A 21,503-nucleotide genomic window follows, 5' to 3' on the forward strand; every position below is an offset into this window, starting at 1 on the left:
CCTGCGGCCGGGCCCCCCCGGCGGGGGGCGCCGCCGGGTTTCGCCCCCGGGGGCGGGCCCCCCCTGGCGGGGCTCCCCCCCTTCATCTGGCCCCCGGGGGGGGGGGCCCCGGGGCCCCCCCGCCTCCGCGATCGGATCTTCGTTTCCGACGTGGGAGCCAATACGCATAGCCATGGCCTCCACGCTAACCGCTCGCGCCGACAGCTCCGCTCAGGACGGTGCGGCAGGGCTACCAGAGGCCACCGTGGTGCAGGTTGAAGGCGAACGCCACCGCGGCGATCCCGATCGCACAGACGTTCACCATCCGTTCGTAGGTGGTGTCGGACGTCAGCTGCGCGTACAAACCGACCACGATCCCCGCCAGGGAGATCCAGCTGCCCAGGATGTGCCCGCCGGTCCAGCCGATCAGAGCGGCGCCGATCACCGCGAGCACCAGGGCGGTCGTGGTCAGGGCCATTTCGGTCGAGTGGCTGCCGATGTGGAATCCGGGGCGTTCCTTGGGGTCCCCCGCGTAGTCCGCGGCGGTCGATCCGGGCCGGCCGGCCACCTCGGGGCCGTAATCGCCGGCGCCCGCGCTGGGCGTCGTCTGCGTCATGCCTGTCACCTCGCTCACTTGAGCACAGCGGATCACAAACGTAATCGGACCATTACCCAGGATGGGACGAACCGACACGGATTTCAATCCGGACGGCTCGCCGGGGTAACCTTGACCGTTCCCCGAGTGTCAGAGGGCCGGAGTAGCTTCGCCGCAGGCAAGTGATGACGGCACCGATCCGGGGAGACGCGCAAAACCCTCCTGCCACGGAGAGACCGTGGCCGCATAGTCCAAAGGAGGTGGGTTACGCATATGCGTCAGTACGAAGTCATGGTCATCCTGGACCCGGACCTCGACGAGCGTTCGATCGCCCCGGCCCTCGAGGGATTCCTCAAGGTGATCCGCGATCTGGGCGGCAGCATCGAGAAGAACGACATCTGGGGCCGCCGTCGGCTCGCCTACGAGATCAAGACCAAGAGCGGCAAGAAGGTCAGCGAGGGCATCTACGCCGTCGTCGACGTGCAGGCCACGCCGGACGCCGTCAAGGAGTTCGACCGTCAGGCGAACCTGTCCGAGACCGTCGTCCGCACCAAGGTCATCCGTCCCGACCAGCGGTAAGACACCCGCTCTCACGTTTGAGGACCTGACATGGCAGGCGAGACCGTCATCACCGTCGTCGGCAACCTGACCGACGACCCCGAACTGCGCTTCACCCCCTCGGGTGCGGCGGTCGCGAACTTCACCGTCGCGTCCACGCCGCGCACCCTGGACCGCCAGACCAACGAGTGGAAGGACGGCGACGCGCTGTTCCTGCGCTGCTCGATCTGGCGGCAGGCGGCCGAGAACGTCGCCGAGTCGCTGACCCGCGGTATGCGGGTGATCGTCTCCGGACGGCTGCGCCAGCGGTCGTACGAGACCAAGGAGGGCGAGAAGCGCACGGTCGTCGAACTGGACGTCGAGGAGATCGGCCCGTCGCTGAAGTACGCGACGGCGAAGGTCACCAAGGCCAACCGGCCCGGCGGTCAGGGCGGCGGCGGAGGCGGCGGCGGCTGGAGTGGCAACTCCGGCGGCGGCGGCAACTCCGGTGGCGGAGGCGGCGGCGGCTGGAGTGGGAACTCCGGCGGTGGCGGCAACTCCGGCGGTGGCGGAGGCGGCGGTTGGGGTGGGAACTCCGGCGGCGGCGGCAATGGCGGCGGCGGGAACCAGGGCGGCGGCAACGACCCCTGGGCTTCCGGCGGTGGCGGCGGCGGCGACGGCTGGGGCGGCTACGGCAACGACGAGCCCCCGTTCTAGGCCTCCTTGTGAACCAGCGCGCCTCGCGCGCCCGGTCCTTCAAACGGACCCTTGAACTCGTAGTGAAGAAGTAACCAGGAGAGATCCAATGCCTAAGGCACCTCTCCGCAAGCCGAAGAAGAAGGTTTGCGGATTCTGCAAGGACAAGGTCGCGTACGTCGACTACAAGGACACCACGCTGCTCCGGAAGTTCATCTCGGACCGTGGGAAGATCCGCGCGCGTCGCGTGACCGGCAACTGCACCCAGCACCAGCGCGACGTCGCCGTGGCCGTGAAGAACAGCCGTGAGATGGCGCTGCTGCCCTACACCAGCACCACCCGCTAGGAAGGGGGAGGAAGAGAAATGGCTACCACGAAGCTCATCCTCACCCACGAGGTCGGCGGTCTCGGCGAGCCCGGCGACGTCGTCGAGGTCAAGGGCGGCTACGCCCGCAACTACCTCGTCCCGCGCGGCTACGCGATCGCGTGGACCCGCGGCGGCGAGAAGCAGATCGAGCTGATCCGCAAGGCCCGCAAGGTCCGCACGGTCCGCGACCTGGCCCACGCCACCGAGCTCAAGGGCGAGCTGGAGGGCCTGAAGGTCCGTCTGGCCACCCGCGCCGGCGAGTCCGGCCGGCTGTTCGGCGGCGTGACCGTCGCCGACGTGGCCGACGCGGTCAAGCGCGCCGGCGGCCCGGACGTGGACAAGCGCCGGATCGAGATCGGGAACCCGATCAAGACCGTCGGCGCCCACACCGTCGCGGTCCGGCTGCACCCCGAGGTGCAGGCGAAGGTGGAAATCACCGTCGTCGCCGCCTGAGAACCTTCTCGGGATGGTCCGGATATCCTCCGGACCATCCTCGAAGGCTCAACGGAACTGTTTTACACAACCGCTCCGCCGCAGCTCAAACGCGGCGGAGCGGTTTGTCGTACCTGACGTTTGCTTAGTGACGCAAGCACCTGGTTGACTTCGCTCATGCATGCCCCTTCCCGCCGCCAATCGCTGCTGATCCTCGGCAGCCTCGGCCTGGCTGCCGCCGCCGGCGGCGCCTACATGCTGGAGAATCACGGCGGCGACAAATCCTCGAAGCCGACCGCGTTCGGCCGCGGCCGCAGCCGCGGCGGCGCCCAGGACGACATCAACGAGGGCCTCGAGGGCCAGACGAACAACGCGACCGGCGAGACCGTCCCGACCCTGGCGCTGGCGCTGGCCGACGACGGCGCCTGGCGGCCGGACGCGGAGGGCTTCCAGGCCGTCGACGACGAGGGCCACCAGATCAAGGGCTACGCCTCGGCGACCAGCATCAACGTCGGGGAGTCCATCGACTTCCACGTCAGCGTGCGTCCGGTGCAGGGCTTCAAGGTCAAGGTCTACCGGCTCGGCCGCAGCAGCACCGGCAAGGGCTCCGAGCTGATCTTCACCAGCCCCCGGATCAGCGGGACGGCGCAGGCTCCGGCCAAGGTCGTCGAGCCCACCCGGACCGTGGTGGCGCCGTGGAAGCTGTCGTACACGCTGAACGTCCCGAACACCTGGCGCGGCGGCCTGTACGTCGCGACCCTGGAGTCCGACGACAAGTACCGGAGCTGCGTCCCGTTCGTGGTCCGCGAGGACGGCAAGGCGGCCGACCTGCTGGTGGTGCTGCCGTTCACCACGTACCAGGCGTACAACATGTACCCGATCGACAAGCAGCTCGGGTCCAGCCTCTACAACGCCTACCAGCCCGACGGCAAGGAGGGCGGCGCCGACATCTGCTCGACCCGGGTCTCCTTCGACCGGCCCTACCACCAGGACGGGCTGCCCCGGCTGTTCGAGCTCGACCAGGCCTTCGCGCAGTGGGCAGAGGCGCAGCCCTACACGATCTCCTACGCCTCGAGCATCGACCTGCACGCCGGCCGGATCGACCCGACGAAGTACAAGGCGCTGGTGTTCTCAGGCCACGACGAATACTGGTCGCCGCAGATGCGCACCGTGCTCCAAGGTGCGCTCACCGAGGGTGTCAGTGCCGCGTTCATGGCCGCGAACAACGTCTACTGGAACATCCGCCTGGACACCTCGGACGGCGGCTCCCCGTACCGGCAGGTGACCTGCTACAAGCGGCACGAGGACCCGGCGGCGAAGGGCGGTGTGGCGCCCACGGTGCTGTGGCGCGACCTGAACCAGCCCGAGCAGCAGACGCTGGGGTCGATGTACACCGCGATCATCACGGACGCGCAGCCGCAGCCGCTGGTGGTGAGCCAGACCGGGCACTGGTTCTGGGCCGGGACCTCGCTCAAGGACGGGGACCAGATCCCGCACCTGGTGGCCGGGGAGGCCGACAAGGTGTTCCCGCATGTGAAGGGCGGGCCGAAGGCCACGGTGCTGGCGTCGTCGCCGTTCACCGCCGAGGGGCCGAAGAACCAGCCGGTGACGGACACGCAGCAGACGGTGCTGTGTCAGTACCCGTCGGGGGCGTGGGTGTTCGACGCGGGGACGTTCCACTGGAACCACGGGCTTTCCACCCCGGGATTCGCCGATCCGCGGATCCAGCGCGCGACGCGGAACCTGCTGGACCGGATGACGGGGAAGTCGGGGAAGTCGGGGAAGACCGGGGCGTAGCCCGGCGCCCAGGCCCGGCGCTTAGCAAAACCCAGGGGCCCCGAGCAAGATTCTTCCAGGAAAATTTTTCTCCACAGCCGGTGGACGAATCGGCGACGCTCCCGTGCACGTCAGAGCTTCACGATCAGTCGATGGTCAGATTATTCACAGGGGGCTTCCACACTCTGTCCCCAGGTACGTCGGCGTGTCTCCACAGCTTTCCCCAGGTTTTCCACAGGTTATCCACAGGGTGTGTGGACGACCGCCTCGACCCGGGGGGCGCGGTTCCGTACCGTGGAGGCTTCAAGGCTGTGGGGACCCGTCAGGTACAAAAGACATACAGGGTTTCGCGGGTGTAGCGGCACGGGCAAGGGAGGCGGGTAATGAGCATCGACGACCTCCCGTACACCGCCGACGAGGCCTACCAGGGCGGCTTCGAGCGCACGCCGCCGCAGGACATCCCGGCCGAGCAGTCGGTGCTGGGCGGCATGCTCCTGTCCAAGGACGCCATCGCCGAGGTCATCGAAGTCATCAAGCCCATCGACTTCTACAAGCCGGCGCACGAGGCCGTCTTCGGCGCCATCCTGGAGCTCTACGGCCGCGGCGAACCGGCCGACCCGGTCACCGTCGCCGCGCTGCTGACCAAGAAGGGCGACATCAACCGCATCGGCGGCGCGCCCTATCTGCACACCCTGATCAACTCGGTCCCCACCGCCGCGAACGCCGGCTACTACGCCGAGATCGTCAAGGAACGGGCGGTCCTGCGCCGCCTGGTCGAGGCGGGCACCCGCATCGTCCAGATGGGCTACAGCACCGACGGCAGCGACGTCGAGCAGATCGTCGACGCGGCCCAGCAGGAGATGTACAACGTCACCGAGGCGCGCACCAGCGAGGACTTCGTCCCCCTGGCCGACGCCATGGAGGGCGCCCTCGACGAGATCGAGTCGATCTCCAACCGCTCCGGCCAGATGACCGGCGTGCCCACCGGCTTCCACGACCTGGACGCGCTGACGATGGGCCTGCACCCGGGGCAGATGGTGATCATCGCGGCGCGCCCGGCCATCGGCAAGTCGACCCTCGGCCTGGACCTGGCCCGCAGCTGCTCCATCAAGAACGGCCTGACCTGCGTCATCTTCTCCCTCGAAATGGGCCGCAACGAGATCATCATGCGCCTGCTGTCCGCCGAGGCCCGCGTCGCCCTGCACCACATGCGCAGCGGCACCATGACCGACGAGGACTGGGCCCGCCTGGCCCGCCGCATGGGGCCGGTCTCCGAGGCGCCGCTGTTCATCGACGACTCGCCGAACATGTCGATGATGGAGATCCGCGCCAAGGCGCGGCGCCTGAAGCAGCGCCACAACCTGCAGCTGGTGATCATCGACTACATGCAGCTGATGCAGCACAGCGCGGCCAACTCCAAGCGCCCCGACAACCGCCAGCAGGAGGTCTCGGAGATCTCCCGCTCGCTGAAGCTGCTGGCCAAGGAACTCGAAGTCCCGGTCATCGCCATCAGCCAGCTGAACCGCGGCCCCGAACAGCGCACCGACAAGCGCCCGATGATGAGCGACCTGCGCGAGTCCGGCTCCCTGGAGCAGGACGCGGACGTCATCATCCTGCTGCACCGCGAGGACGCCTACGAGCGGGAGTCGCCGCGCGCCGGCGAGGCGGACCTGATCGTGGCCAAGCACCGTAACGGTCCGACCGCGAACATCACGGTGGCGTTCCAGGGGCATTACTCGCGGTTCGTGGACATGGCTCAGAGCTGAGTCAGGGTACTTCGAGCTCCGTCACAGGAAATCGCGCCAGAACGGCACCGTCACCTGCGGATCCGCGTGATCGTCCCAGTTCAGGCCTTGGCCGCCGAACTCCTGCTGGACGTAGTCCAGCAGGTTGAGGCCGTAGCAGATGATGTCGGTCTGCCACACCGACAGCACCGGGTGGCCGAAGCTGCCGTGTCCGGCCGGCAGGAATCGGTGCCCGTACACCGGGACCAGTACCGGGACCTGCGTTAGCGCCTCGCGCGCGATCGCGAGCGCGGCGTCCATGGCGTCCGGACGGGGGCCCCAGGCATCGTCCCAAAAGGCATTCTGCTCGACGTCGAACAGCACGCCTTCGGTCGGCCGGTCCAGCTGATCCCGGAGTTTGGCGCGGTCTCCGTCACGCCAGTCCGGCCACGGCTCGCGCCAGGTGCTGATGACGCCGGGCGGGTCGCTGTGCGGGATGCTCACTGGCAGGCCGGCTGCCAGGAAGGCCCGGTGGTCGTCGGCGAACCGGAAGGCGAACTCGTCCTCGATCCGGGTGAACTCCGCGGAGGTCAGCCCGGGTTCGATCACCCACTCGGTCCCGGCCAGCCCGGCCAATCGCCGGGCCGCCTCGGTCCCCAGTTCCGTACCTTCGTCGGCGGTCACCCGCCAACCCTAGCGATTTGGCCGCCCGTCTAGCCGCGGACGACGATGCCCGTCCACTCCGTGGGGGCACCGCCGTCCAGGGTGAAGCCCGGGTAGTTGAGGCCGTCGGTCGCGGCGGGGTGGGTCTTCTCCAGCAGGGTGACGAGGTTGTCGAGCACGCCGGGCTGGTTCAGCTTGTCCTGCGACATCCGGCCGTTGCTGAGGCGGACCAGGCCGAACGTGTCGTGCTCACGGGCCGCCTCGTCGACCAGGGCGATCAGGTTCAGGGTCTTCGCATCGATCTTGGCGCCCCCGCTCATCAGCGGCTGGACCCGGGCGATCCACTCGGCTTGGCAGTCGGCATCTTGGCCGTGGATATCTCGCCGCCGGTGCCGACCAGGTCCGAGATCGTGTGGCCGGTCGTGGACGGTCCCGCCGAACTGCTGCTGCCCGTCAAGGGGGCGGAGGGGGCCGAGGGGGCCGTCGCGGCCGAAGTCGCCGTCGAAGCGGCGGACGTCGACGCGGAGGCCGACGCGGTCACCGTCGCCGAGGTGCTCGGCGCCGGCTGGCCCGCGGCCGCCGCCGACGACGACTTCGAGCTGGAGCATCCAGCCAGGACCATGACAACAGCCATACCCTCACACAGTCGCCAAAGCCTCCGTGGGCGGCAGCCGCGAAGCGCGCACCGCCGGGTGCACCCCGGCCAGGACGCCGACCGCGAGCGCGGCCGCGACCCCGCCCGCGACGGCTTCGGCGGGGATGACGGCGGGCCAGTTCCGCGACATCGCGTAGCCGGCGGTGCCCAGGATGCCCACCGCGGCGCCGGCCACGCCGCCCATCAGGCACAGAAGGACCGATTCGGTGAGGAACTGGCCTCTGACCTGGCGGCGGGTGGCTCCGAGGGCGCGGCGCAGGCCGATCTCCCGGCGGCGTTCGAGGACTGAGACGATCATCGTGTTGGCGACGCCGACCGCGCCGACCAGCAGGGCCACGCCGGCCAGGCCGAGGAAGAGGCCGGACAGGGCGGTCTCGGTCAGCTGCTTGGCGGCCAGAGCCGCGGAGGGCTGGCTGACCACGATCTGGCCCGGGTTCTGCGCGTACATCGTGGCGGCCAGGACGGATTGGACCGCGTAGATCTGCGATTCCTGGACTCGTGCGTACAGCTGCGTCGGGTGCTCGTCGAAGGCCAGGTAGTGGCGGGCCGCGTCCCAGCCCACGATGACGGACTGCTGGATCTCGGGCGTGAGGGGGCTGGCCGTGAAGATGCCGACCACGGTGAACGCCTGGGAGCCGATCCAGATCTGCGGCGCGGGTTCGCCCTGCGGGAGGGTGGTGATGCCCAGCCAGGTGGCGGCCACGGAGCCGAGGACGACAGTGGGGAACGCTTCGTCCGAGGCGTTCAGGTAGCGCCCGGCGGCGAGGTTGGCTCCGATCACCGCGGGCAGGTCGTAGCCCTTGGCAGCCAGGGCGGTGATCCCCGAGCTCTCCTGGGCCGGGATGGCCTGAGAGCGGCGTACCTCGGCCTGGGTGTTGCCGACCTCGGCGACCTTCTCGACCGGGGGGATCCTGGCGACCATGGCGTCGGCCGTCTTCGGCACCGGCGGCAAAGTCTGGGTCTGCTGGTCGACCACGGCCTGGGCGCTGAGCAGGTTCGTGCCCAGGGCGGAGAGCTGGTCGGTCAGGGCTCGTTGGGACGAAGCCGGGATGCCGACGACCATGATCACGGTGGCGATCCCGATCGAGATGCCCAGGGAGGACAGCACGGCTCGCATCCGGCGGGTGCGCGGGCCGAGCAGGCCCAGGAGCAGGATGTCGGCCGGATTGAGGCGCACGGGCTGGCGCGCGGGAGCGGAACGGACGGTGCGCGCGGTACGAGCGGCGCCGGCCGGGTCCGCGCCACGGCGGGGCGCTGACGGGTGGCGATCCGAGCGGGTCACGGTGCTGATCCCCCCGGGGTGGCAAGAGGCGTACCGGCCGTGCCGGGCATGCCGCGCACCGAGTCCGACCTGATCTTCCCGTCCAGGATCTCCACCCGCCGCGGCAGTTCGTCAGCGATCTGCCGATCGTGCGTGATCAGCGCGATGGTGGTCCCGCCCTGGTTCAGGGCGCTCAGCAGGTCGAGGATGGCACGCCCGTTGGCGGTGTCCAGGGCGCCCGTCGGCTCGTCGGCCAGCACCAGGGCCGGGTCGTTGACCAGGGCCCGGGCGATGGCGACGCGCTGCTTCTCGCCGCCGGAGAGCTGGTGGGGCTTGTGGCCGCGGCGGTGGGCCAGCCCGACCTTGTCCAGCGCGGTCTCGGCGAGCGCTGTGCGGGAGCGCCGGGGCACGCCGGCGTAGAGCAGGCCGGTGGCGACGTTCTGCGCGGCCGTGAGGCCTTCGATGAGTTGGAACTGCTGGAACACGAATCCGATCTCTCTGGCGCGCAATGCGGACAGCTCGCGGTCATTGAGGGTGACGACGTCCTGGTCCCGGATGGACACGGTCCCGCTGGTCGGCCTGTCGAGGGTGCCCATCAGGTTGAGCAGCGTGGATTTGCCCGAGCCGGAGGGTCCGACGATCGCGATCAGTTCGCCGGCCTCGATGACGAGGTCGGCCTCCTCGAGCGCCCGCACGCCCCCGGGATAGTCCTTGGTGGCGCGGTCCAGTCTCAGCACCGGGCTCATGAGACGGTCACGACCTTCAGCCCCTCGGCGATGCCCTGCCCCGAGATCTGGACGAGCCCGTTCGCGAACAACCCGGTCTGCACGCCGACCAGGATGCTGGTCTGCCCGTCACCGGTGACCTCCTGCACCGCGTAGCCGCCGCCCTGGACCGCGACCAGCGCCTCCACCGGCACCGCCAGGACGTTGTCGACCGAACCCGTGGTCACGGTGATTCCGACAGACCCGGAGTCCATGCCGGACAACGCGGATTGGTCCGCGACGTCCACGGTCATCGACGGTCCGGAGGCACCGCCGCCCCCACCGCCACCGCCACCGGACGAACCAGACGACCCGGCCGGAGCCGCCGCGCCGGGCGAGCTCAGCGCGGAAATGGTTCCGGTGGCCTGCTTGCCGTCGGGCAGCGTGAGCGAGACCTTCAGCCCGCGAGTCAGCACGCTGGTATCGACCTGTCTCGGGTCGACGGTCACCGTGACATGCTTCGTGGTCGAGCTCAGGCCCAGCAGGTCGGCCGCGGCCGGCGCTCCGAGCTGGGTGTCGAGCGAGGCGACGCGGACCGGCGCGGGGAGCACGACGAGGTCGCCGATCGCCAGGGTGCCGTTCGCCGCGAGCCCTTTGCTCTGCTGCCACTTCTTGAGCGCGTTCTCGGTGCCCGGGGTGTAGGCGTCGCCGGCCGGCACGAATCCGTAACCGAGGGACCGCAGGTTCGCGTTGACCTCGGCGATGTCCGGGCCGGGCGCGGCCTTGTCGTCGATGGCCCGGTAGAGCGGGGTGGTGCCGAGGAAGAGGGCCACGGGCAGTGCGTCGACGCTATAGAGCGTCTGGCCTTGGCCCACAACTGTGCCGACTGTGGGAAGCCAGGTGACGGTGCCGGCCTTGCGCCCGGTGAAGGGCGTGGATGTGCCATAGCCGAGCGTGCCCTGGAGCGTGACAGTGGTCGACAATGTCGTGCGCGCGATGGTGGCCGTCTGCGGCGGTGCGGATCGCGCTTGAGGCACGGCCGCGGGTTTGAAGCGCAGCATGGTGACGGCCGTGACGGCGACCGCGGACACGGCCACGGCGCCGAGCGCGACAGAGAGCCATCTGCGCACCTCAGTTACCGATCCCTTGGGCGGCGACCTGCTTCTCGCAGTCCGGTGTGTATTTGAGGCCGAGGGTGATCGACTGGGAGTCGTTGTTGGGCCCGCCGAAGGACCACACATAAGCGCCGCCCTGAGGCGAGCCCGCGTCTACGTACTGGACTCCCTTATTGCGCAGGCACTGCACGACCGCGTGGACGAAGTCGCCGGCCTTGGGATTGCTGGCGTCCATCTGCCACGGGGGGAGCGGATTCTCTGAGACGCATGCGTTCTCGGCCTTCGTCATGGCGGCCTCGCCAGGAAACTTCCCCTTGACGAAACCATTCGCGGCCAAACACTGGTTGTACTTGTTGTAGAGCGCGTCGAGTTGGGCGTTGGTCATGTCGAGGGTGATACGTGGCCGTGCGGAAGTGGCAGTGCCCGATGCCCCTGTCGCCCCCGTGGAACCGGTGCCCCCCGCAGCCCCCGCGGCGCCCGGCGAGCCGGGCGACGCCGGCGAGTTCGCCGAAGCGGAGGTGGGCAACGCGGGAACCTGGGCCTGAGGCTTGGAAGAGCCGGACGAGCACGCGGCGAGGGCCAGTATGGCGATGGCCGACACGCCGCCGGCGACAGGCCTGATACGTCGAGTATGAGCGTTCATGGCGCACGAGCCTGCCGAGCAAATGCGAAGAACTTGTGCGGACGCTATGCGGAATCCTTCGTCACCGGCAGCCGGATCGTGAACGTGGCGCCCGCGCCCGGCACGCTGGTCACGCTGACTTCGCCGCCATGCGCCTCGACGAGGTGGCGCACGATGGCCAGTCCCAGCCCGCTGCCGCCGGTGCGGCGGTTGCGCGACTTGTCCGCACGCCAGAAGCGGTCGAACACGTAGGGCAGTTCCTCCGCGGGGATTCCGGGCCCGGTGTCGGCCACCTCGACCAGGACGGCCGGCCCGCTCCTGTGGGCGCGCACCGTGATCCTTCCTTCGGCCGGGGTGTGGCGATCGGCGTTGGCCACCAGGTTCCCGACGACCTGGCGCAACCGCATGGGGTCCGCCACGACCCGCAGGTCCGGAGGCGCCTCCACCACAGCGCGTCCGCCGCCGACCGCCGCGATGTGCCGGAGCAGTTCGCCGAGGTCGAGCTCCACCCGTTGCAGGCGTAGTCGCCCGGCGTCCGCGAGGGCGAGGTCCCGGAGGTCGTCGACCAGGCGCTGGAGCAGAAGGGCCTCCTCCAGCAGCGAGGAGACCAGTTCGTCGTCGAGGGCTGCCACGCCGTCGTGCGCCGCGATCAGCCAGCCCTTGATCGTGCTCAGCGGGGTCCGCAGCTCGTGCGAGATGTCGTTGACCAGTTCCTTGCGCTGCCGGTCGGTTCTGGCGACGTGCTCGGCCATCTCGTTGAACGCCGCGGTCAGCTCGGCGATCTCCCACCGGGAACTGGTCGCGGCCCGGGCCGTGCCGTCCCCGGCGCGCATCCGCCGGGTCGCTTCCGTGAGCGCGCGGACCGGCCGGATCACGCGGTTCGCCAGGAGCATGGCGACGCCCACCGTGAACAGCGCCACGAGCGTCGCGACCTCGGCGATCCGCACGGTGTCGGCCGAGGACAGGCCGACGGCCGCCGGGCCGCCGGTGTGGCCGAGCGGCATGGCCTGCATGAACGCGGCGGGCGCGACATACGGCCGCAGCTGGAGCCGCCGCGCGTTGAGCAGGCACGCCCGATTCCGCGGGTCGTCCGCGGTGCCGGCGGTGTTGACGACCTCACCCGTCCCGGTCAACGTCAGCTGCACCGCGCTGGCGCAGCCCTTCATCGACAGCGACAACTGCGTGAGCGCGGCCTGCTCAGTCGCGGTGGGCGTGACCGATTGCGAGTCTTCGAACCCGAGGTATCCGCCGCCGTAGGCCAGCACGACGCGGCAGCTCTTGGGCACGGCGGCTTCCGCGATGGCCAGGTAGGGCCGACCGCTGGCCACCTCGGCGATCCCCGCGTCGAGCCGGTTCGCGTCGAGGCACGCCGCCTCCTTCTCCGCGAGCACCTCCAGGGTGGCGTGTTCCTGGGTGGTCAGCTGGAACGGACTGGCCACCTTCGGATCGATGCCGTCCGGGAACCGGCTCGCCGCCAGCGCGTTGTCGACGGTCAACGGATCGATGGCCACCGCCGGCTCCGCACCCCGGGGATCCCCGGTCGACGCGGGCGAACTCTCGATCGCCGGGCCGCCGACCGGCGTGACCACGACGCGCACCCCCTCCTCCTGCGCCACGTCGGCCACGACCGGGCCCGCCGAGGCCCAGGTGGTGTGGGTCGCCGCGTAGTCGACCATCGCGTCGTACACCAAGGGGTAGGCGTCGCGGACGACGTTCTCCTGCTGCGCGATGGAGGTGGTCGTGCCATGGACCGACAGCCAGGCCGTCGCCGCGACCGCGCTCGCCGCGACCAGGATCGTCCCGGCCAGCAGGCGGGCGCGCAGCCCGTACTTAGGCATCGGAGGCCTGGTGACCGTCGGTTATCCGATAGCCCACGCCGTAGACCGTCTGGAGGAGCACGGGCTTGCGGGGGTTCGCCTCGATCTTGCGGCGCAGGTTCTTCACATGGGCGTCGGCGGTGCGGTCGGTGACGAAGCTGTCGGCACCGTGCGCCTGGTCGAGCAGCTGCCGGCGGCTGAAGACCCGGCCGGGGCTGGACATCAGGGTCTCCAGGAGGCGGAACTCGGCAGGGGTGCACTCGACGCGCCGCCCGTCCAGCCGGACCTCGTGCCGGACCTGGTCCAGGGACAGCGGCCCGACTCGCAACGGCAGAACGACCGAGCCGCCCGAGGCCTGCGCGCGCCGCAGCAGGGAGCGCACGCGGGCCATCAGCTCCCGGGGGTCGTAGGGCTTGGTGAGGTAGTCGTCGGCGCCGAGGTCGAAGCCGGCGAGCTTGTCGTCGGCCGCGGAGCGGGCCGTCACCATCAGGATCGGGATGTCGTAGTCGCGCCGCACGACGCGCAGCACGTCGAGCCCGTCGAGCTCGGGCATCATCACGTCGAGGATGAGCAGATCGGGGCGCCTGCTGCGGATCTGGTCGATCGCCGCGCGCCCGTCGGAGACCACGAGGACCGCGTGGTCCTCGCGCTGGAGGTAGCGCCGGACGAGCTCGGCTTGTTTCGCGTCGTCCTCGGCGACCAGGACGAAGGCGCCTGCGCCAGGTGTCATGGCGCGAGACCCTACGCTTGCCGGGTGACCTTGGTGTGGGTGACCGGAAACTCGGGGGTCGGCAAGTCAACCCTTTGCGATCTGTTGAAGAGCCGCGGCCTGGCGGCTTCCGACGCCGACTGGGACGGCTTCAGCCACTGGGCGGACCGGGCGAGCGGGCATCCCGTCGCCGATCCGCCGGATCCGGTGCCCGGCGGCTGGCTCGACCGGTTCGGGTGGCGGATCAGCCGCGAGCGCGTTGAGGTACTCGCCGCGCGGATGCGGGGCGACACCGCGTTCCTTTGTGGATCGGCCGAGAACGAGGACGAGGTCCGGGACCTGTTCGATCTCGTGGTCTGTCTCGTGATCGACGAGCGGACGCTGCGCCACCGCCTCCGGACCCGCACGAACAACAGCTTCGGGCAGCATCCGGAGGAACTGGCCGCGGCGCTGGATCACAACAGCCGCGCCGAGTCCGTCTATCGGAGCCTCGGCGCGACCATCATCGACGGCACACGCCCTCCGGCGGAGGTCGCCGACGCGGTCCTCGCGGCCGTGGCGGCGGCCGGACTCTAGCGGTCGAGGCCGGGCAGCAGCAGGAGCTTGCCGCGAGCGTGTCCGGACTCGCTGATCTCCAGCGCCGCCCGCCACCGGTCGAGCGGGAAGGTGCCCGCAACCGGCACGGTGAACTTCCCTTCCGCCGCCAACTGTGCGAACTCCGGGAAGTGGCCGAAGCGCGCTTCGTCGCTGAAGGCCGCAGGGTCCTCGTGGAACGAGTCGCGCACGCCGAGGTCCGCGGCGGCCGTCAAATCGGAGCAGGTCAGGACGCGCTTGGGGTCGCCGCCCGCGGCGCGGACGAGCTCGGGGAGGGCCCCGTTGGGCGGTGCGGTGTCGAAGACGATGTCGACGGGAGTCTGGCCGAGGTCTGCGATGCGGTCGGCCAGGCCGGCGCCGTAGGGGGTGACCGTGGCGCCGAGGTCCTTCAGCCGGCCCGCGTAGGTGTCGCCGGCGGTGGCGATCACGCGCAGGCCGCGATGCAGCGCTATCTGGACCGCCGCGAAGCCGATGGTGGTGCCGGCGCCGTTGACCAGCAGGGTGCGGCCCGCGTCCAGGCCGAGGCGCGCGAGATGCCAGTAGGCGGTACTCAGCGCCATCGGCAGTGCGGCGGCCTGCAGGAAGTCCAGCCCCTCGGGGATGGCGAACCAGTGGTCCATGACCGCCACGTCCGCCGCGCCGGCGCTGGGCTGGCCGGCGTAGTCGGCGGTGCCGAAGACGCGGTCTCCCGGCACGACGTCGGTGACGCCCGGGCCGACGGCCTCGACGATGCCGGCGACGTCGCAGCCGATGCCCCGGGGCAGGTCGCCGGCGAACAGGCCGCGGCACAGCGCCCAGTCGGCGGGGGCCAGGCCGCAGGCGTGGACGGCGACGCGGACGCGGCCGGGGCCCGGCTCGGGGACCGGCGCGGTCTCCAGGCGCAGCACGTCGGCGGGCTCGCCGTACTCGTGGAAGCGCACCGTGCGCATGGTGCGGGTGTCTGGCTTGTGATCGGACATGTCGGTGCTCCTGCCAGGTGTTCGAGGCACGGGGGAAGGGTAAACGGAACACGCTCCGTTTAGTCCGCGCGGCCTATACTAGCCCGATGACCGGCAAAAGTGGAACGCGCTCCGTTTAACATGGCGCCCGATCCCTCCTCCCCCGCCCAGCAGCAGCTCCGGGCCGACGCGCTGCGCAACCGCGAGAGCGTGCTCGCCGCGGCGACCGCGGCGTTCGCCGCCTCGGACGCCGAGCCGTCGCTGCGCGAGATCGCGCGGCGGGCCGGGGTCGGGGTCGCCACGCTCTACCGGCACTTCCCGACCAGGGAGGCGCTGGTCGACGCGGTCTACCAGGACCAGGTCGTCCGGCTGACCGCCGGGGCGCGCGACCTGCTCGCGGCGCACACGCCGGCGCGGGCGCTGCGGTTGTGGATGGACCTGTTCGCCGACTGGCTGGCGACCAAGCGCGGGATGACCGGCACCCTGCTCGCCATGGTCGACACCGGGGAGATCTCGCTCGCGCACACCCGCGGCGAGCTGCTGGCGGCGGTCGGCACCATCCTGGACGCCGGGATCGCCGCCGGCGAGATCCGCGCCGACACCAACGCCGAGGACGTCAGCGCGGCCGTGCTCGGCCTGCTCGCGGTCTCCGGCGAACGCGGGAATCCCGAGCAGGCGCAACGGCTTCTCGACGTCCTGATGGACGGGCTCAAGCAGCAGTCCTAGGTTCTCGCAGTCCCAGGTTCTCGCAGTCCCAGGTTCTCGCAGTCCCACGCCCTCGGCAGCCGCGTCAGAGCCCGAACTTCGCCCGCGCCTGGTCCGTCACCGGTGTGAAGAAGTTGACCAGATTGCCGTCGGGGTCGCGGACCAGCAGCGAGCGGTTGCCCCAGGGCATGGTCTTCGGCTCGGTGACGACGTCGCCGCCGTCGACCCAGGCGGCGAGCTGCTGCCAGAGCGCGTCCACGTCGTCCACCAGGAACTCGATGATCACGCTCTGGTTGGCCGCGGGGGCGGCGCTGCCGGGGGCGAACAGCGGGACGGTGTCGGTGCTGCCGATGGCCAGGGTCGCGCCGCCCGGGGCGGCGAGCTCGGCGAAGTCGGGTGTGAACCAGGTGGCGGCCAGGGTGGTGGCCTTCTCGTAGAACGCGACCAGCGCGGTGATGTCCGCGGTGATGATGCGGGTCGATGCGAGCTTCATGGTTGTCCTCCTTGAGAGTGCCTGTACTTCGCACCGTACGGGCAATAGTGGACAGAATCGGTCCGGTATCGGCGGTAGATTCGGAGACGTGAATCACCCCGCCGGACGTGTGCTGACCCTGCTGGAGCTCCTGCAGTCCGGGGGCGTGCGCACCGCGGCCGAGCTCGCCGAGCGGCTGGGCGTCGACGCGCGCACCGTCCGCCGGTACGTCGAGCACCTGCTGGACCTGGAGATCCCCGTGGAGTCCGTGCGCGGCCGCTACGGCGGGTACCGCCTGGCACGCGGCTTCCGGCTCCCGCCGCTGATGCTGGGCGACGAGGAGGCGCTGGCGGTCCTGCTCGGCCTGCTCGAAGGGCGGCGCAGCGGGCTGACGGCGGCGTTCGGCCCGGCGGGCGAGACGGCGGCGGCCAAGATCCGCCGGGTGCTGCCGGCCCGGCTGGGCGAGCGGCTTCAGGGCGTGCTCGACAGCATCGCCTTCACCGGCGCGCCGGTCCAGAGCGCGCCTTTGGACGCCACCGTGCTGCTCACGGTGTCCGACGCGGTGGCCGCGCGGCGGCCTATCGCCATCGCGTACGGCGACCGTACGGACCGGGTCGTGCACCCGTACGCCATCGTGAGCCACAAAGACCGGTGGTATGTCAGGGCTCTGGATCCGGCGATCGGGCAGGAGCGCACCTTCCGGCTCGACCGGATCGCCGGCGCCAGGACGCTGCCGGGGTCGTTCGAGCCGCCGGAGGAGGATCCGGCGCGCAGCCTTGTCACCGGGTTCGCCACAGCGGACTACCGATATGAGGTCGCGATCCGGGTGCAGGGGACGGTCGAGCAGATCCGGGCCCGTTTCCCGGCCAGCGTGGCAGTGATCGAGCAGGGCGGAACCGAGCCTGTCGTCGGCGATGAACAAGACCAACCCTGGCACCGCCTCGCGATCCGCGCCGAGCGCCTCGACTGGATCCCGCCGACCCTGGCCGCCCTCGATCTCCCCTTCGAGATCGAGGAACCGGCCGAGCTCCGCGATCTCGTCCTGGCGTTCGCCGAACGGCTGGCGGCCCGAGTCCGCGGCGCGTCCGCTTGAGGACACCCCCGAGAATCCAGATCAAGGCCGTCACCTGCAATTAACCCCGCAGCTTGGCCCATCGCCCCGACAGAATCCGCCGCGCCCCGCTACTGTCGGAACGTGACTTCTGCGTTCAGCGATGCCTTCCTCCGTATGGCGGAGCCCCACGCGGCCTGGGGCATGCGCCAGATCGAGGAGTTCAACGAGTTCCTGCCGATCGGGCCGTGGACGGTGAACCTGGACGAGCGCCGGTACCGGCAGTCGGGACGGGAACTGCGGATCAGCGTGCTCGGCAGCTTCGACACCGCGGAGGGCTCGTGGCTGTGGGGCTGGGCCAACCCGGGCTTCGGGAAGCTGCCGGTGGTGGCCGCGGCGGAGGCGCTCAGGGTGTTCGGACAGGAGCACGGCGTCCCGGAGTTCTCCGAGGAACTGGTGGACCTGTCCGGCTTCGAAGACCCCCGCTACGCCGCGGAGATGCTGGCGTTCGGGGCGATGGGAGTGCTGCGCGCCGACGGCTACATCGGGGTGCAGGCCAACGAGACCGGGCGGCTGTACATGGTCCCGGACGACCCGCAGGTGCCGGTGGCCGACCCGGATCCGATAGCGCTGCCCCGACTGCTGATGCAGGGGGCGCAGTTCTTCAACCGGTCGGCGTACGAGGTGGTCGCCGGCTACTTCCACCACTTCGGCATCCCGTGGCGGCAGGAGGGCGACACGATCAGCGCGGAGCTGCCCGGCGGGGCGACCGCGTCGGTCCAGTTCGACGCGCAGGGACGGGTCACCGCGGTGTCGATGGGCTCGATCACCAAGGAGTCCCTGGGCAACACCGCCGGCGCCTGAGCGGTGCGGCATCGGCGCCCGGCCGGGTGGCCGGACGCCGACGTCGCCGAGGTCACGCGGCGGCCGCCGCGGCGGCCGGGGTACCGAGGTGCCGGGCGAAGAACCGGACGGCGCTGTCCGCCTCGAACCGGGGCAGTTGCTTGTGCCGTCCGGCGTTGGCGTGCAGCGTCTTCTCCTTGGAGGCGAAGGCGTCGAAGAGCTCCAGGCCGGCGGCGCGCGGGAGGTGTTCGTCGTCCCACTGCAGGTCGAACTCGATCGGGACGGTGATCCGCCGCGCGGGCTCGACCAGGAAGTCGGGCCAGTGCTGGCCGAACACGGCGGCGGTGATCCGGTCGTCGGAGGCGACGAACGGGACACCGGTCGCGGTGCCCATGTTGATGCCCCAGTAGCCCACCGGCCCGCCGGTCCCGATCTCTGGCAGCTCCTGGAGCGCGTCCAGGGTCGCGCTCCATTCGGGCACGGCCTGCTCGGCCAGGTGGGCGTTGTAGCGCACGATGATCGGGCCCTCCGGCTGGCCGGCCTCGCGCGCCGCGAACATCGCGTCGATCTCGCGTTCGTCGTGGTCGGTGCGCGGGCGGTCGCCGTGCCCCGGCGCGTCGATGGCGGCGACGTGGAACCCGAGGCCGAGGACGAGCCGGCGCGCACGGCCCGCGCTGGCCGGCGCCTTCTTGTGGATGCCGCCGCCGTGGCCGACGAGGACCAGGGGAGCCAGGCCCGGGTCGGATTCCGGGGACCACAGGACACCGGGGATCTCGCCCACGGTGAAGTCGCGTTCGCGGACGCCGTCCGCGCGGGTGTCACTGGTGAAAAGAAGTGAAGAAGACATGGCAGTCACCTTTCGGGAGCACTTGTTATCGGCGCTCCCGACGACCGCTATGTCAGCCGCCTGCCCGCGACAGCACGGGGAGCACCCACGTCGATACCGCCTTCATGGGTCTCACCTCCTCTTGTCCGGTCACGGCGGATGAACATTAACGGCCCGCCGCCGCATCGCGCAATGTCTATTTTCCGCTTCTTCTACGCCCCGCACGACGCGGCCAACGCCGCCATCCACTCGCGGGCGGCCCTGCGCACCTCCGGGCTGAGCCCGGCCTCCAGCTCGTCTTCCCGCCTGCGCACCGCGGGCCGTGCCTTCCGGAACATCTCGCGTCCCGCCTCGGTCGCGTGCACCTGGTGCGCACGCCGGTCCGTCGGGTGCGGGGAGCGTTCGACCAGGCCGTGGGCCTCCAGGCCGGCGACCATCTCCGTCGCGGACTGCCTCGTGCTGCCGCACAGCCGGGCCACCTCGGCGACGGACAGGCCCGGGGAGCCGTCCAGCATCATCAGCGTCGCGAACTGCGGCACGGTCAGCCCGAACTCGGCGAGCTCGTCCTCGATCGCGGCGCGCATGCCGAGCCAGACGTGGCGCACGGCGAAGCTGACGACGCCGTCCTCGCCCCACTTGTCGGGTTCGTTCTCCCGTCGTGCGGACATATCGGGATGCTCCGGTCTCATGATTGACAGGTACCTGACGAGTTTGCCAGGCTGATATCCGACAGGTACCTGTCGATTCTAGCGCGCGGCCGCGCTGCCCCGTGAAGTCACCGTCCCGGCAAGCTCCAGACCCAGGGGGGTCCGCCAGCCATGTCCGCAGCCACGTCCACCGCCAGTCCGCCGTCCGGCCGACGCCAGAGCCTGATCCTCGCCGTCCTGATCTTCGCCCAGCTGCTGATCTGGATCGACGGCACCGTCCTGTCCACCGCCTACGAGACCCTCGCCGACCCGGTGCGGGGCCTGGGCGCCACCCCCGGCCAGCTCCAGTGGGCCACCGGGTCCTACACGCTGGTGCTGGCCACCGTCACCTTCACCGGCGGCGCCCTGGGCGACCGCTTCGGGCATCGCAACACCCTGGTGGCCGGCATGGCGCTGTTCGGCCTGGCCTCGGTGTTCGCCGCGTACTCGCACAGCACCGGCGAGCTCATCGCGGCCCGCGCCGTGATGGGCGTGGGCGCCGCGCTGCTGATCCCGGCGACGCTGGCGGTGATCAGCTTCACCTATGCGCCCGAGCGGCGCCCGCAGGCCTTCGGCGTGCTCAGCAGTTTCGCCGGCGTCGGCATCGCCGCCGGTCCCGTGCTGGCCGGCCTGATGCTGGCGAACTTCTGGTGGGGCTCGGTGTTCCTGATCAACGTGCCGGTCGTGGCGGTCGGCCTGGTCGCGATCGCCCGCACGGTGCCGAACTTCCAGCCGCCGCACAAGCGCGGGCTGGACTTCCCGGGCCTGGTGCTGTCCACCGCCGGCCTCGGCCTGCTCTCCTACGGCCTGATCCGCGCGGGCCAGGACGGCACCGTCACCGAGCCGCAGGTGTGGAGCACGGTCCTGGCCGGGCTGGCGCTGACCGCCGCGTTCGTGGCCGTCGAACTGCGCCGCGCGCACCCCAGCTTCGATCCCCGCCTGTTCCGGCTGCGCCAGTTCGCCGCCGGCAACGTCACGCTGACCCTGCTGTTCCTGGCCCTGAGCGCGAGCGGTTTCTACTTCGCGTTCTACCTCCAGGGCGCCCGCGGCTACTCGGCCCTGCGCGCCAGCCTGATCGGCATCCCCGGCGCGCTCGGCGTCGTGGTCGGCGGCCCGCTCGCCGCGAAGCTCGCGCGCCGCACCTCGGTGCGCCGGGTCAGCGGTACCGCGCTGGTGGTCTCCACGATCACGCTGGCGGTCTTCTCCCGCATCGGACTGCAGATGCCGATCCCGGCCTACATCGCCGTGGCGATCGTCCAGGCCACCGCGATCGGCATGACGATCGCCCCGCTGACCGGCGCGATCCTGGGCTCGCTGCCGCTGACCCAGGCCGGCGCGGGCAGCGCCGTGAACGCCACCATGCGGCAGACCGGCAGTGTGCTGGGCATCGCGCTGGGCGGCACCATCTTGTCGATCGGGTACCGGCACGCGATCAGCGGCTCGGTCGCCGGCCTTCCGGCGGTGGTGAAACAGCAGGCTGAGACGTCGGCGGAGATGGCCCGGAATGTGGCCCGGCACAACAACATTCCCGGTCTCGCGCACCAGGCGGACCTCGCGTTCGTGCACGCGATGCACACCGGCATGATGTGGTCGGCGGCGGCGACCGCCATCGGGGCGCTGCTGGTGTTCGGCGGTTTCGCCAAGCCCAGGACGACGAAGACCGTCACGGTCCAGCCCGAGCCGGAGGCAATCGTCAAGGAATCCGCTTCGGCGTAAAGGAAAAGTGGTGGACGGGC

24 protein-coding genes and 1 pseudogene are annotated in these 21,503 nt (G+C 70.5%); 11 read left to right on the plus strand and 14 right to left on the minus strand.

The features are described from left to right. Positions 1–229: 229 nt before the first annotated feature. Complete coding sequence (locus ABH926_RS07150) at positions 230–595, minus strand: hypothetical protein (protein ID WP_370364580.1); 366 nt, start codon at positions 593–595, stop codon at positions 230–232. 252 nt (positions 596–847) lie between these two features. On the opposite strand from ABH926_RS07150, the gene rpsF reads away from it, so the two are divergent. The 6 genes from rpsF (at position 848) to dnaB (ending at position 6,148) form a co-directional block, all read left to right on the plus strand. Beyond that, positions 848–1,153, plus strand: coding sequence for a 30S ribosomal protein S6 (rpsF, locus tag ABH926_RS07155; protein ID WP_012784585.1), 306 nt, complete (start codon positions 848–850; stop codon positions 1,151–1,153). Positions 1,154–1,183: 30 nt separating this feature from the next. Next, entirely contained in the window at positions 1,184–1,828 is a 645-nt protein-coding gene (locus ABH926_RS07160; RefSeq protein WP_370364581.1) for a single-stranded DNA-binding protein, read from the plus strand. 88 nt (positions 1,829–1,916) lie between these two features. Beyond that, positions 1,917–2,153, plus strand: coding sequence for a 30S ribosomal protein S18 (rpsR, locus tag ABH926_RS07165; protein ID WP_012784583.1), 237 nt, complete (start codon positions 1,917–1,919; stop codon positions 2,151–2,153). An 18-nt stretch (positions 2,154–2,171) separates the two neighbouring features. Beyond that, on the plus strand, positions 2,172–2,627 hold the full coding sequence (gene rplI, locus ABH926_RS07170; RefSeq protein WP_370364582.1) for a 50S ribosomal protein L9: 456 nt from the start codon (positions 2,172–2,174) through the stop codon (positions 2,625–2,627). A gap of 156 nt (positions 2,628–2,783) precedes the next feature. After that, positions 2,784–4,403: a N,N-dimethylformamidase beta subunit family domain-containing protein gene (locus ABH926_RS07175; protein WP_370364583.1), complete on the plus strand. Its 1,620-nt coding sequence runs from the start codon at positions 2,784–2,786 to the stop codon at positions 4,401–4,403. A 362-nt stretch (positions 4,404–4,765) separates the two neighbouring features. Next, positions 4,766–6,148: a replicative DNA helicase gene (gene dnaB, locus ABH926_RS07180; RefSeq protein ID WP_370364584.1), complete on the plus strand. Its 1,383-nt coding sequence runs from the start codon at positions 4,766–4,768 to the stop codon at positions 6,146–6,148. Between the two features lie 21 nt (positions 6,149–6,169). Here the strand turns inward: dnaB and ABH926_RS07185 are convergent, their stop codons facing one another. From ABH926_RS07185 to ABH926_RS07225, 9 genes and pseudogenes are all read right to left on the minus strand, one after another. Beyond that, complete coding sequence (locus ABH926_RS07185) at positions 6,170–6,790, minus strand: hypothetical protein (RefSeq protein ID WP_370364585.1); 621 nt, start codon at positions 6,788–6,790, stop codon at positions 6,170–6,172. 29 nt (positions 6,791–6,819) lie between these two features. Next, on the minus strand, positions 6,820–7,377 hold the full coding sequence (locus tag ABH926_RS07190) for a hypothetical protein (protein WP_370364586.1): 558 nt from the start codon (positions 7,375–7,377) through the stop codon (positions 6,820–6,822). A gap of 30 nt (positions 7,378–7,407) precedes the next feature. Further along, complete coding sequence (locus ABH926_RS07195) at positions 7,408–8,706, minus strand: ABC transporter permease (protein ID WP_370364587.1); 1,299 nt, start codon at positions 8,704–8,706, stop codon at positions 7,408–7,410. Further along, the gene (locus tag ABH926_RS07200) at positions 8,703–9,431 is read right to left on the minus strand and encodes an ABC transporter ATP-binding protein (RefSeq protein WP_370364589.1); all 729 of its coding nucleotides are present in this window, start codon (positions 9,429–9,431) and stop codon (positions 8,703–8,705) included. Before ABH926_RS07200 ends, ABH926_RS07195 begins: the two co-directional genes overlap by 4 nt. A 16-nt stretch (positions 9,432–9,447) precedes the next feature. Next, positions 9,448–9,543: a gallidermin family lantibiotic gene (locus ABH926_RS07205; protein WP_370365178.1), complete on the minus strand. Its 96-nt coding sequence runs from the start codon at positions 9,541–9,543 to the stop codon at positions 9,448–9,450. A gap of 493 nt (positions 9,544–10,036) precedes the next feature. After that, positions 10,037–10,630 (minus strand): annotated as a pseudogene (locus ABH926_RS07210) (peptidoglycan-binding protein); the annotation flags it as partial. Further along, complete coding sequence (locus ABH926_RS07215; protein WP_370364590.1) at positions 10,521–10,889, minus strand: hypothetical protein; 369 nt, start codon at positions 10,887–10,889, stop codon at positions 10,521–10,523. The pseudogene ABH926_RS07210 and the gene ABH926_RS07215, both read right to left, overlap by 110 nt. A gap of 302 nt (positions 10,890–11,191) precedes the next feature. Further along, complete coding sequence (locus ABH926_RS07220) at positions 11,192–12,964, minus strand: sensor histidine kinase (RefSeq protein ID WP_370364591.1); 1,773 nt, start codon at positions 12,962–12,964, stop codon at positions 11,192–11,194. Then, positions 12,957–13,673, minus strand: a complete 717-nt coding sequence (locus tag ABH926_RS07225; protein ID WP_370364592.1) for a response regulator transcription factor — start codon at positions 13,671–13,673, stop codon at positions 12,957–12,959. The genes ABH926_RS07220 and ABH926_RS07225 overlap by 8 nt, the downstream gene beginning before the upstream one ends. 39 nt (positions 13,674–13,712) lie before the next feature. Here ABH926_RS07225 and ABH926_RS07230 point away from each other — a divergent pair, with 39 nt between their 5' ends. Then, positions 13,713–14,228, plus strand: a complete 516-nt coding sequence (locus ABH926_RS07230; RefSeq protein ID WP_370364593.1) for a hypothetical protein — start codon at positions 13,713–13,715, stop codon at positions 14,226–14,228. On the opposite strand, the gene ABH926_RS07235 is transcribed toward ABH926_RS07230, so the two are convergent. Further along, positions 14,225–15,205 (minus strand): NADP-dependent oxidoreductase, encoded by a 981-nt coding sequence (locus tag ABH926_RS07235; protein ID WP_370364594.1) that lies wholly within the window; start codon positions 15,203–15,205, stop codon positions 14,225–14,227. The genes ABH926_RS07230 and ABH926_RS07235 overlap by 4 nt on opposite strands. 120 nt (positions 15,206–15,325) lie before the next feature. On the opposite strand from ABH926_RS07235, the gene ABH926_RS07240 reads away from it, so the two are divergent. After that, complete coding sequence (locus ABH926_RS07240) at positions 15,326–15,910, plus strand: TetR/AcrR family transcriptional regulator (protein WP_370364595.1); 585 nt, start codon at positions 15,326–15,328, stop codon at positions 15,908–15,910. Positions 15,911–15,974: 64 nt separating this feature from the next. On the opposite strand, the gene ABH926_RS07245 is transcribed toward ABH926_RS07240, so the two are convergent. Continuing rightward, on the minus strand, positions 15,975–16,382 hold the full coding sequence (locus ABH926_RS07245; RefSeq protein ID WP_370364596.1) for a VOC family protein: 408 nt from the start codon (positions 16,380–16,382) through the stop codon (positions 15,975–15,977). 88 nt (positions 16,383–16,470) lie between these two features. Between ABH926_RS07245 and ABH926_RS07250 the strand changes: the two genes are divergently transcribed. Beyond that, positions 16,471–17,454: a helix-turn-helix transcriptional regulator gene (locus ABH926_RS07250; protein WP_370364597.1), complete on the plus strand. Its 984-nt coding sequence runs from the start codon at positions 16,471–16,473 to the stop codon at positions 17,452–17,454. A gap of 135 nt (positions 17,455–17,589) precedes the next feature. Further along, complete coding sequence (locus ABH926_RS07255; protein WP_370364598.1) at positions 17,590–18,276, plus strand: DUF6882 domain-containing protein; 687 nt, start codon at positions 17,590–17,592, stop codon at positions 18,274–18,276. Between the two features lie 52 nt (positions 18,277–18,328). Here the strand turns inward: ABH926_RS07255 and ABH926_RS07260 are convergent, their stop codons facing one another. Both ABH926_RS07260 and ABH926_RS07265 read right to left on the minus strand, forming a co-directional pair. Continuing rightward, positions 18,329–19,102: an alpha/beta hydrolase gene (locus ABH926_RS07260; protein WP_370364599.1), complete on the minus strand. Its 774-nt coding sequence runs from the start codon at positions 19,100–19,102 to the stop codon at positions 18,329–18,331. A gap of 191 nt (positions 19,103–19,293) precedes the next feature. Then, the gene (locus ABH926_RS07265) at positions 19,294–19,749 is read right to left on the minus strand and encodes a MarR family winged helix-turn-helix transcriptional regulator (RefSeq protein ID WP_370364600.1); all 456 of its coding nucleotides are present in this window, start codon (positions 19,747–19,749) and stop codon (positions 19,294–19,296) included. Positions 19,750–19,899: 150 nt separating this feature from the next. Between ABH926_RS07265 and ABH926_RS07270 the strand changes: the two genes are divergently transcribed. After that, positions 19,900–21,483, plus strand: coding sequence for an MFS transporter (locus ABH926_RS07270; RefSeq protein WP_370364602.1), 1,584 nt, complete (start codon positions 19,900–19,902; stop codon positions 21,481–21,483). Positions 21,484–21,503: the final 20 nt, after the last annotated feature.

This window comes from Catenulispora sp. GP43 (assembly GCF_041260665.1).
In the GTDB taxonomy this organism is placed as follows: Bacteria; Actinomycetota; Actinomycetes; order Streptomycetales; family Catenulisporaceae; genus Catenulispora.

Bases quoted from the DNA above. Each gene is read 5' to 3' on its own strand.
- rpsR (WP_012784583.1), top strand. From the start codon at position 1,917: ATGCCTAAGGCACCTCTCCGCAAGCCGAAGAAGAAGGTTTGCGGATTC.
- ABH926_RS07235 (WP_370364594.1), bottom strand. From the start codon at position 15,205: ATGTCCGATCACAAGCCAGACACCCGCACCATGCGCACGGTGCGCTTC.
- rpsF (WP_012784585.1), top strand. From the start codon at position 848: ATGCGTCAGTACGAAGTCATGGTCATCCTGGACCCGGACCTCGACGAG.
- ABH926_RS07200 (WP_370364589.1), bottom strand. From the start codon at position 9,431: ATGAGCCCGGTGCTGAGACTGGACCGCGCCACCAAGGACTATCCCGGG.
- rplI (WP_370364582.1), top strand. From the start codon at position 2,172: ATGGCTACCACGAAGCTCATCCTCACCCACGAGGTCGGCGGTCTCGGC.
- ABH926_RS07160 (WP_370364581.1), top strand. From the start codon at position 1,184: ATGGCAGGCGAGACCGTCATCACCGTCGTCGGCAACCTGACCGACGAC.
- ABH926_RS07240 (WP_370364595.1), top strand. From the start codon at position 15,326: ATGGCGCCCGATCCCTCCTCCCCCGCCCAGCAGCAGCTCCGGGCCGAC.
- dnaB (WP_370364584.1), top strand. From the start codon at position 4,766: ATGAGCATCGACGACCTCCCGTACACCGCCGACGAGGCCTACCAGGGC.
- ABH926_RS07245 (WP_370364596.1), bottom strand. From the start codon at position 16,382: ATGAAGCTCGCATCGACCCGCATCATCACCGCGGACATCACCGCGCTG.
- ABH926_RS07190 (WP_370364586.1), bottom strand. From the start codon at position 7,377: ATGCTCCAGCTCGAAGTCGTCGTCGGCGGCGGCCGCGGGCCAGCCGGC.
- ABH926_RS07220 (WP_370364591.1), bottom strand. From the start codon at position 12,964: ATGCCTAAGTACGGGCTGCGCGCCCGCCTGCTGGCCGGGACGATCCTG.
- ABH926_RS07225 (WP_370364592.1), bottom strand. From the start codon at position 13,673: ATGACACCTGGCGCAGGCGCCTTCGTCCTGGTCGCCGAGGACGACGCG.
- ABH926_RS07260 (WP_370364599.1), bottom strand. From the start codon at position 19,102: ATGTCTTCTTCACTTCTTTTCACCAGTGACACCCGCGCGGACGGCGTC.
- ABH926_RS07255 (WP_370364598.1), top strand. From the start codon at position 17,590: ATGGCGGAGCCCCACGCGGCCTGGGGCATGCGCCAGATCGAGGAGTTC.
- ABH926_RS07175 (WP_370364583.1), top strand. From the start codon at position 2,784: ATGCATGCCCCTTCCCGCCGCCAATCGCTGCTGATCCTCGGCAGCCTC.
- ABH926_RS07265 (WP_370364600.1), bottom strand. From the start codon at position 19,749: ATGTCCGCACGACGGGAGAACGAACCCGACAAGTGGGGCGAGGACGGC.
- ABH926_RS07270 (WP_370364602.1), top strand. From the start codon at position 19,900: ATGTCCGCAGCCACGTCCACCGCCAGTCCGCCGTCCGGCCGACGCCAG.
- ABH926_RS07150 (WP_370364580.1), bottom strand. From the start codon at position 595: ATGACGCAGACGACGCCCAGCGCGGGCGCCGGCGATTACGGCCCCGAG.
- ABH926_RS07215 (WP_370364590.1), bottom strand. From the start codon at position 10,889: ATGACCAACGCCCAACTCGACGCGCTCTACAACAAGTACAACCAGTGT.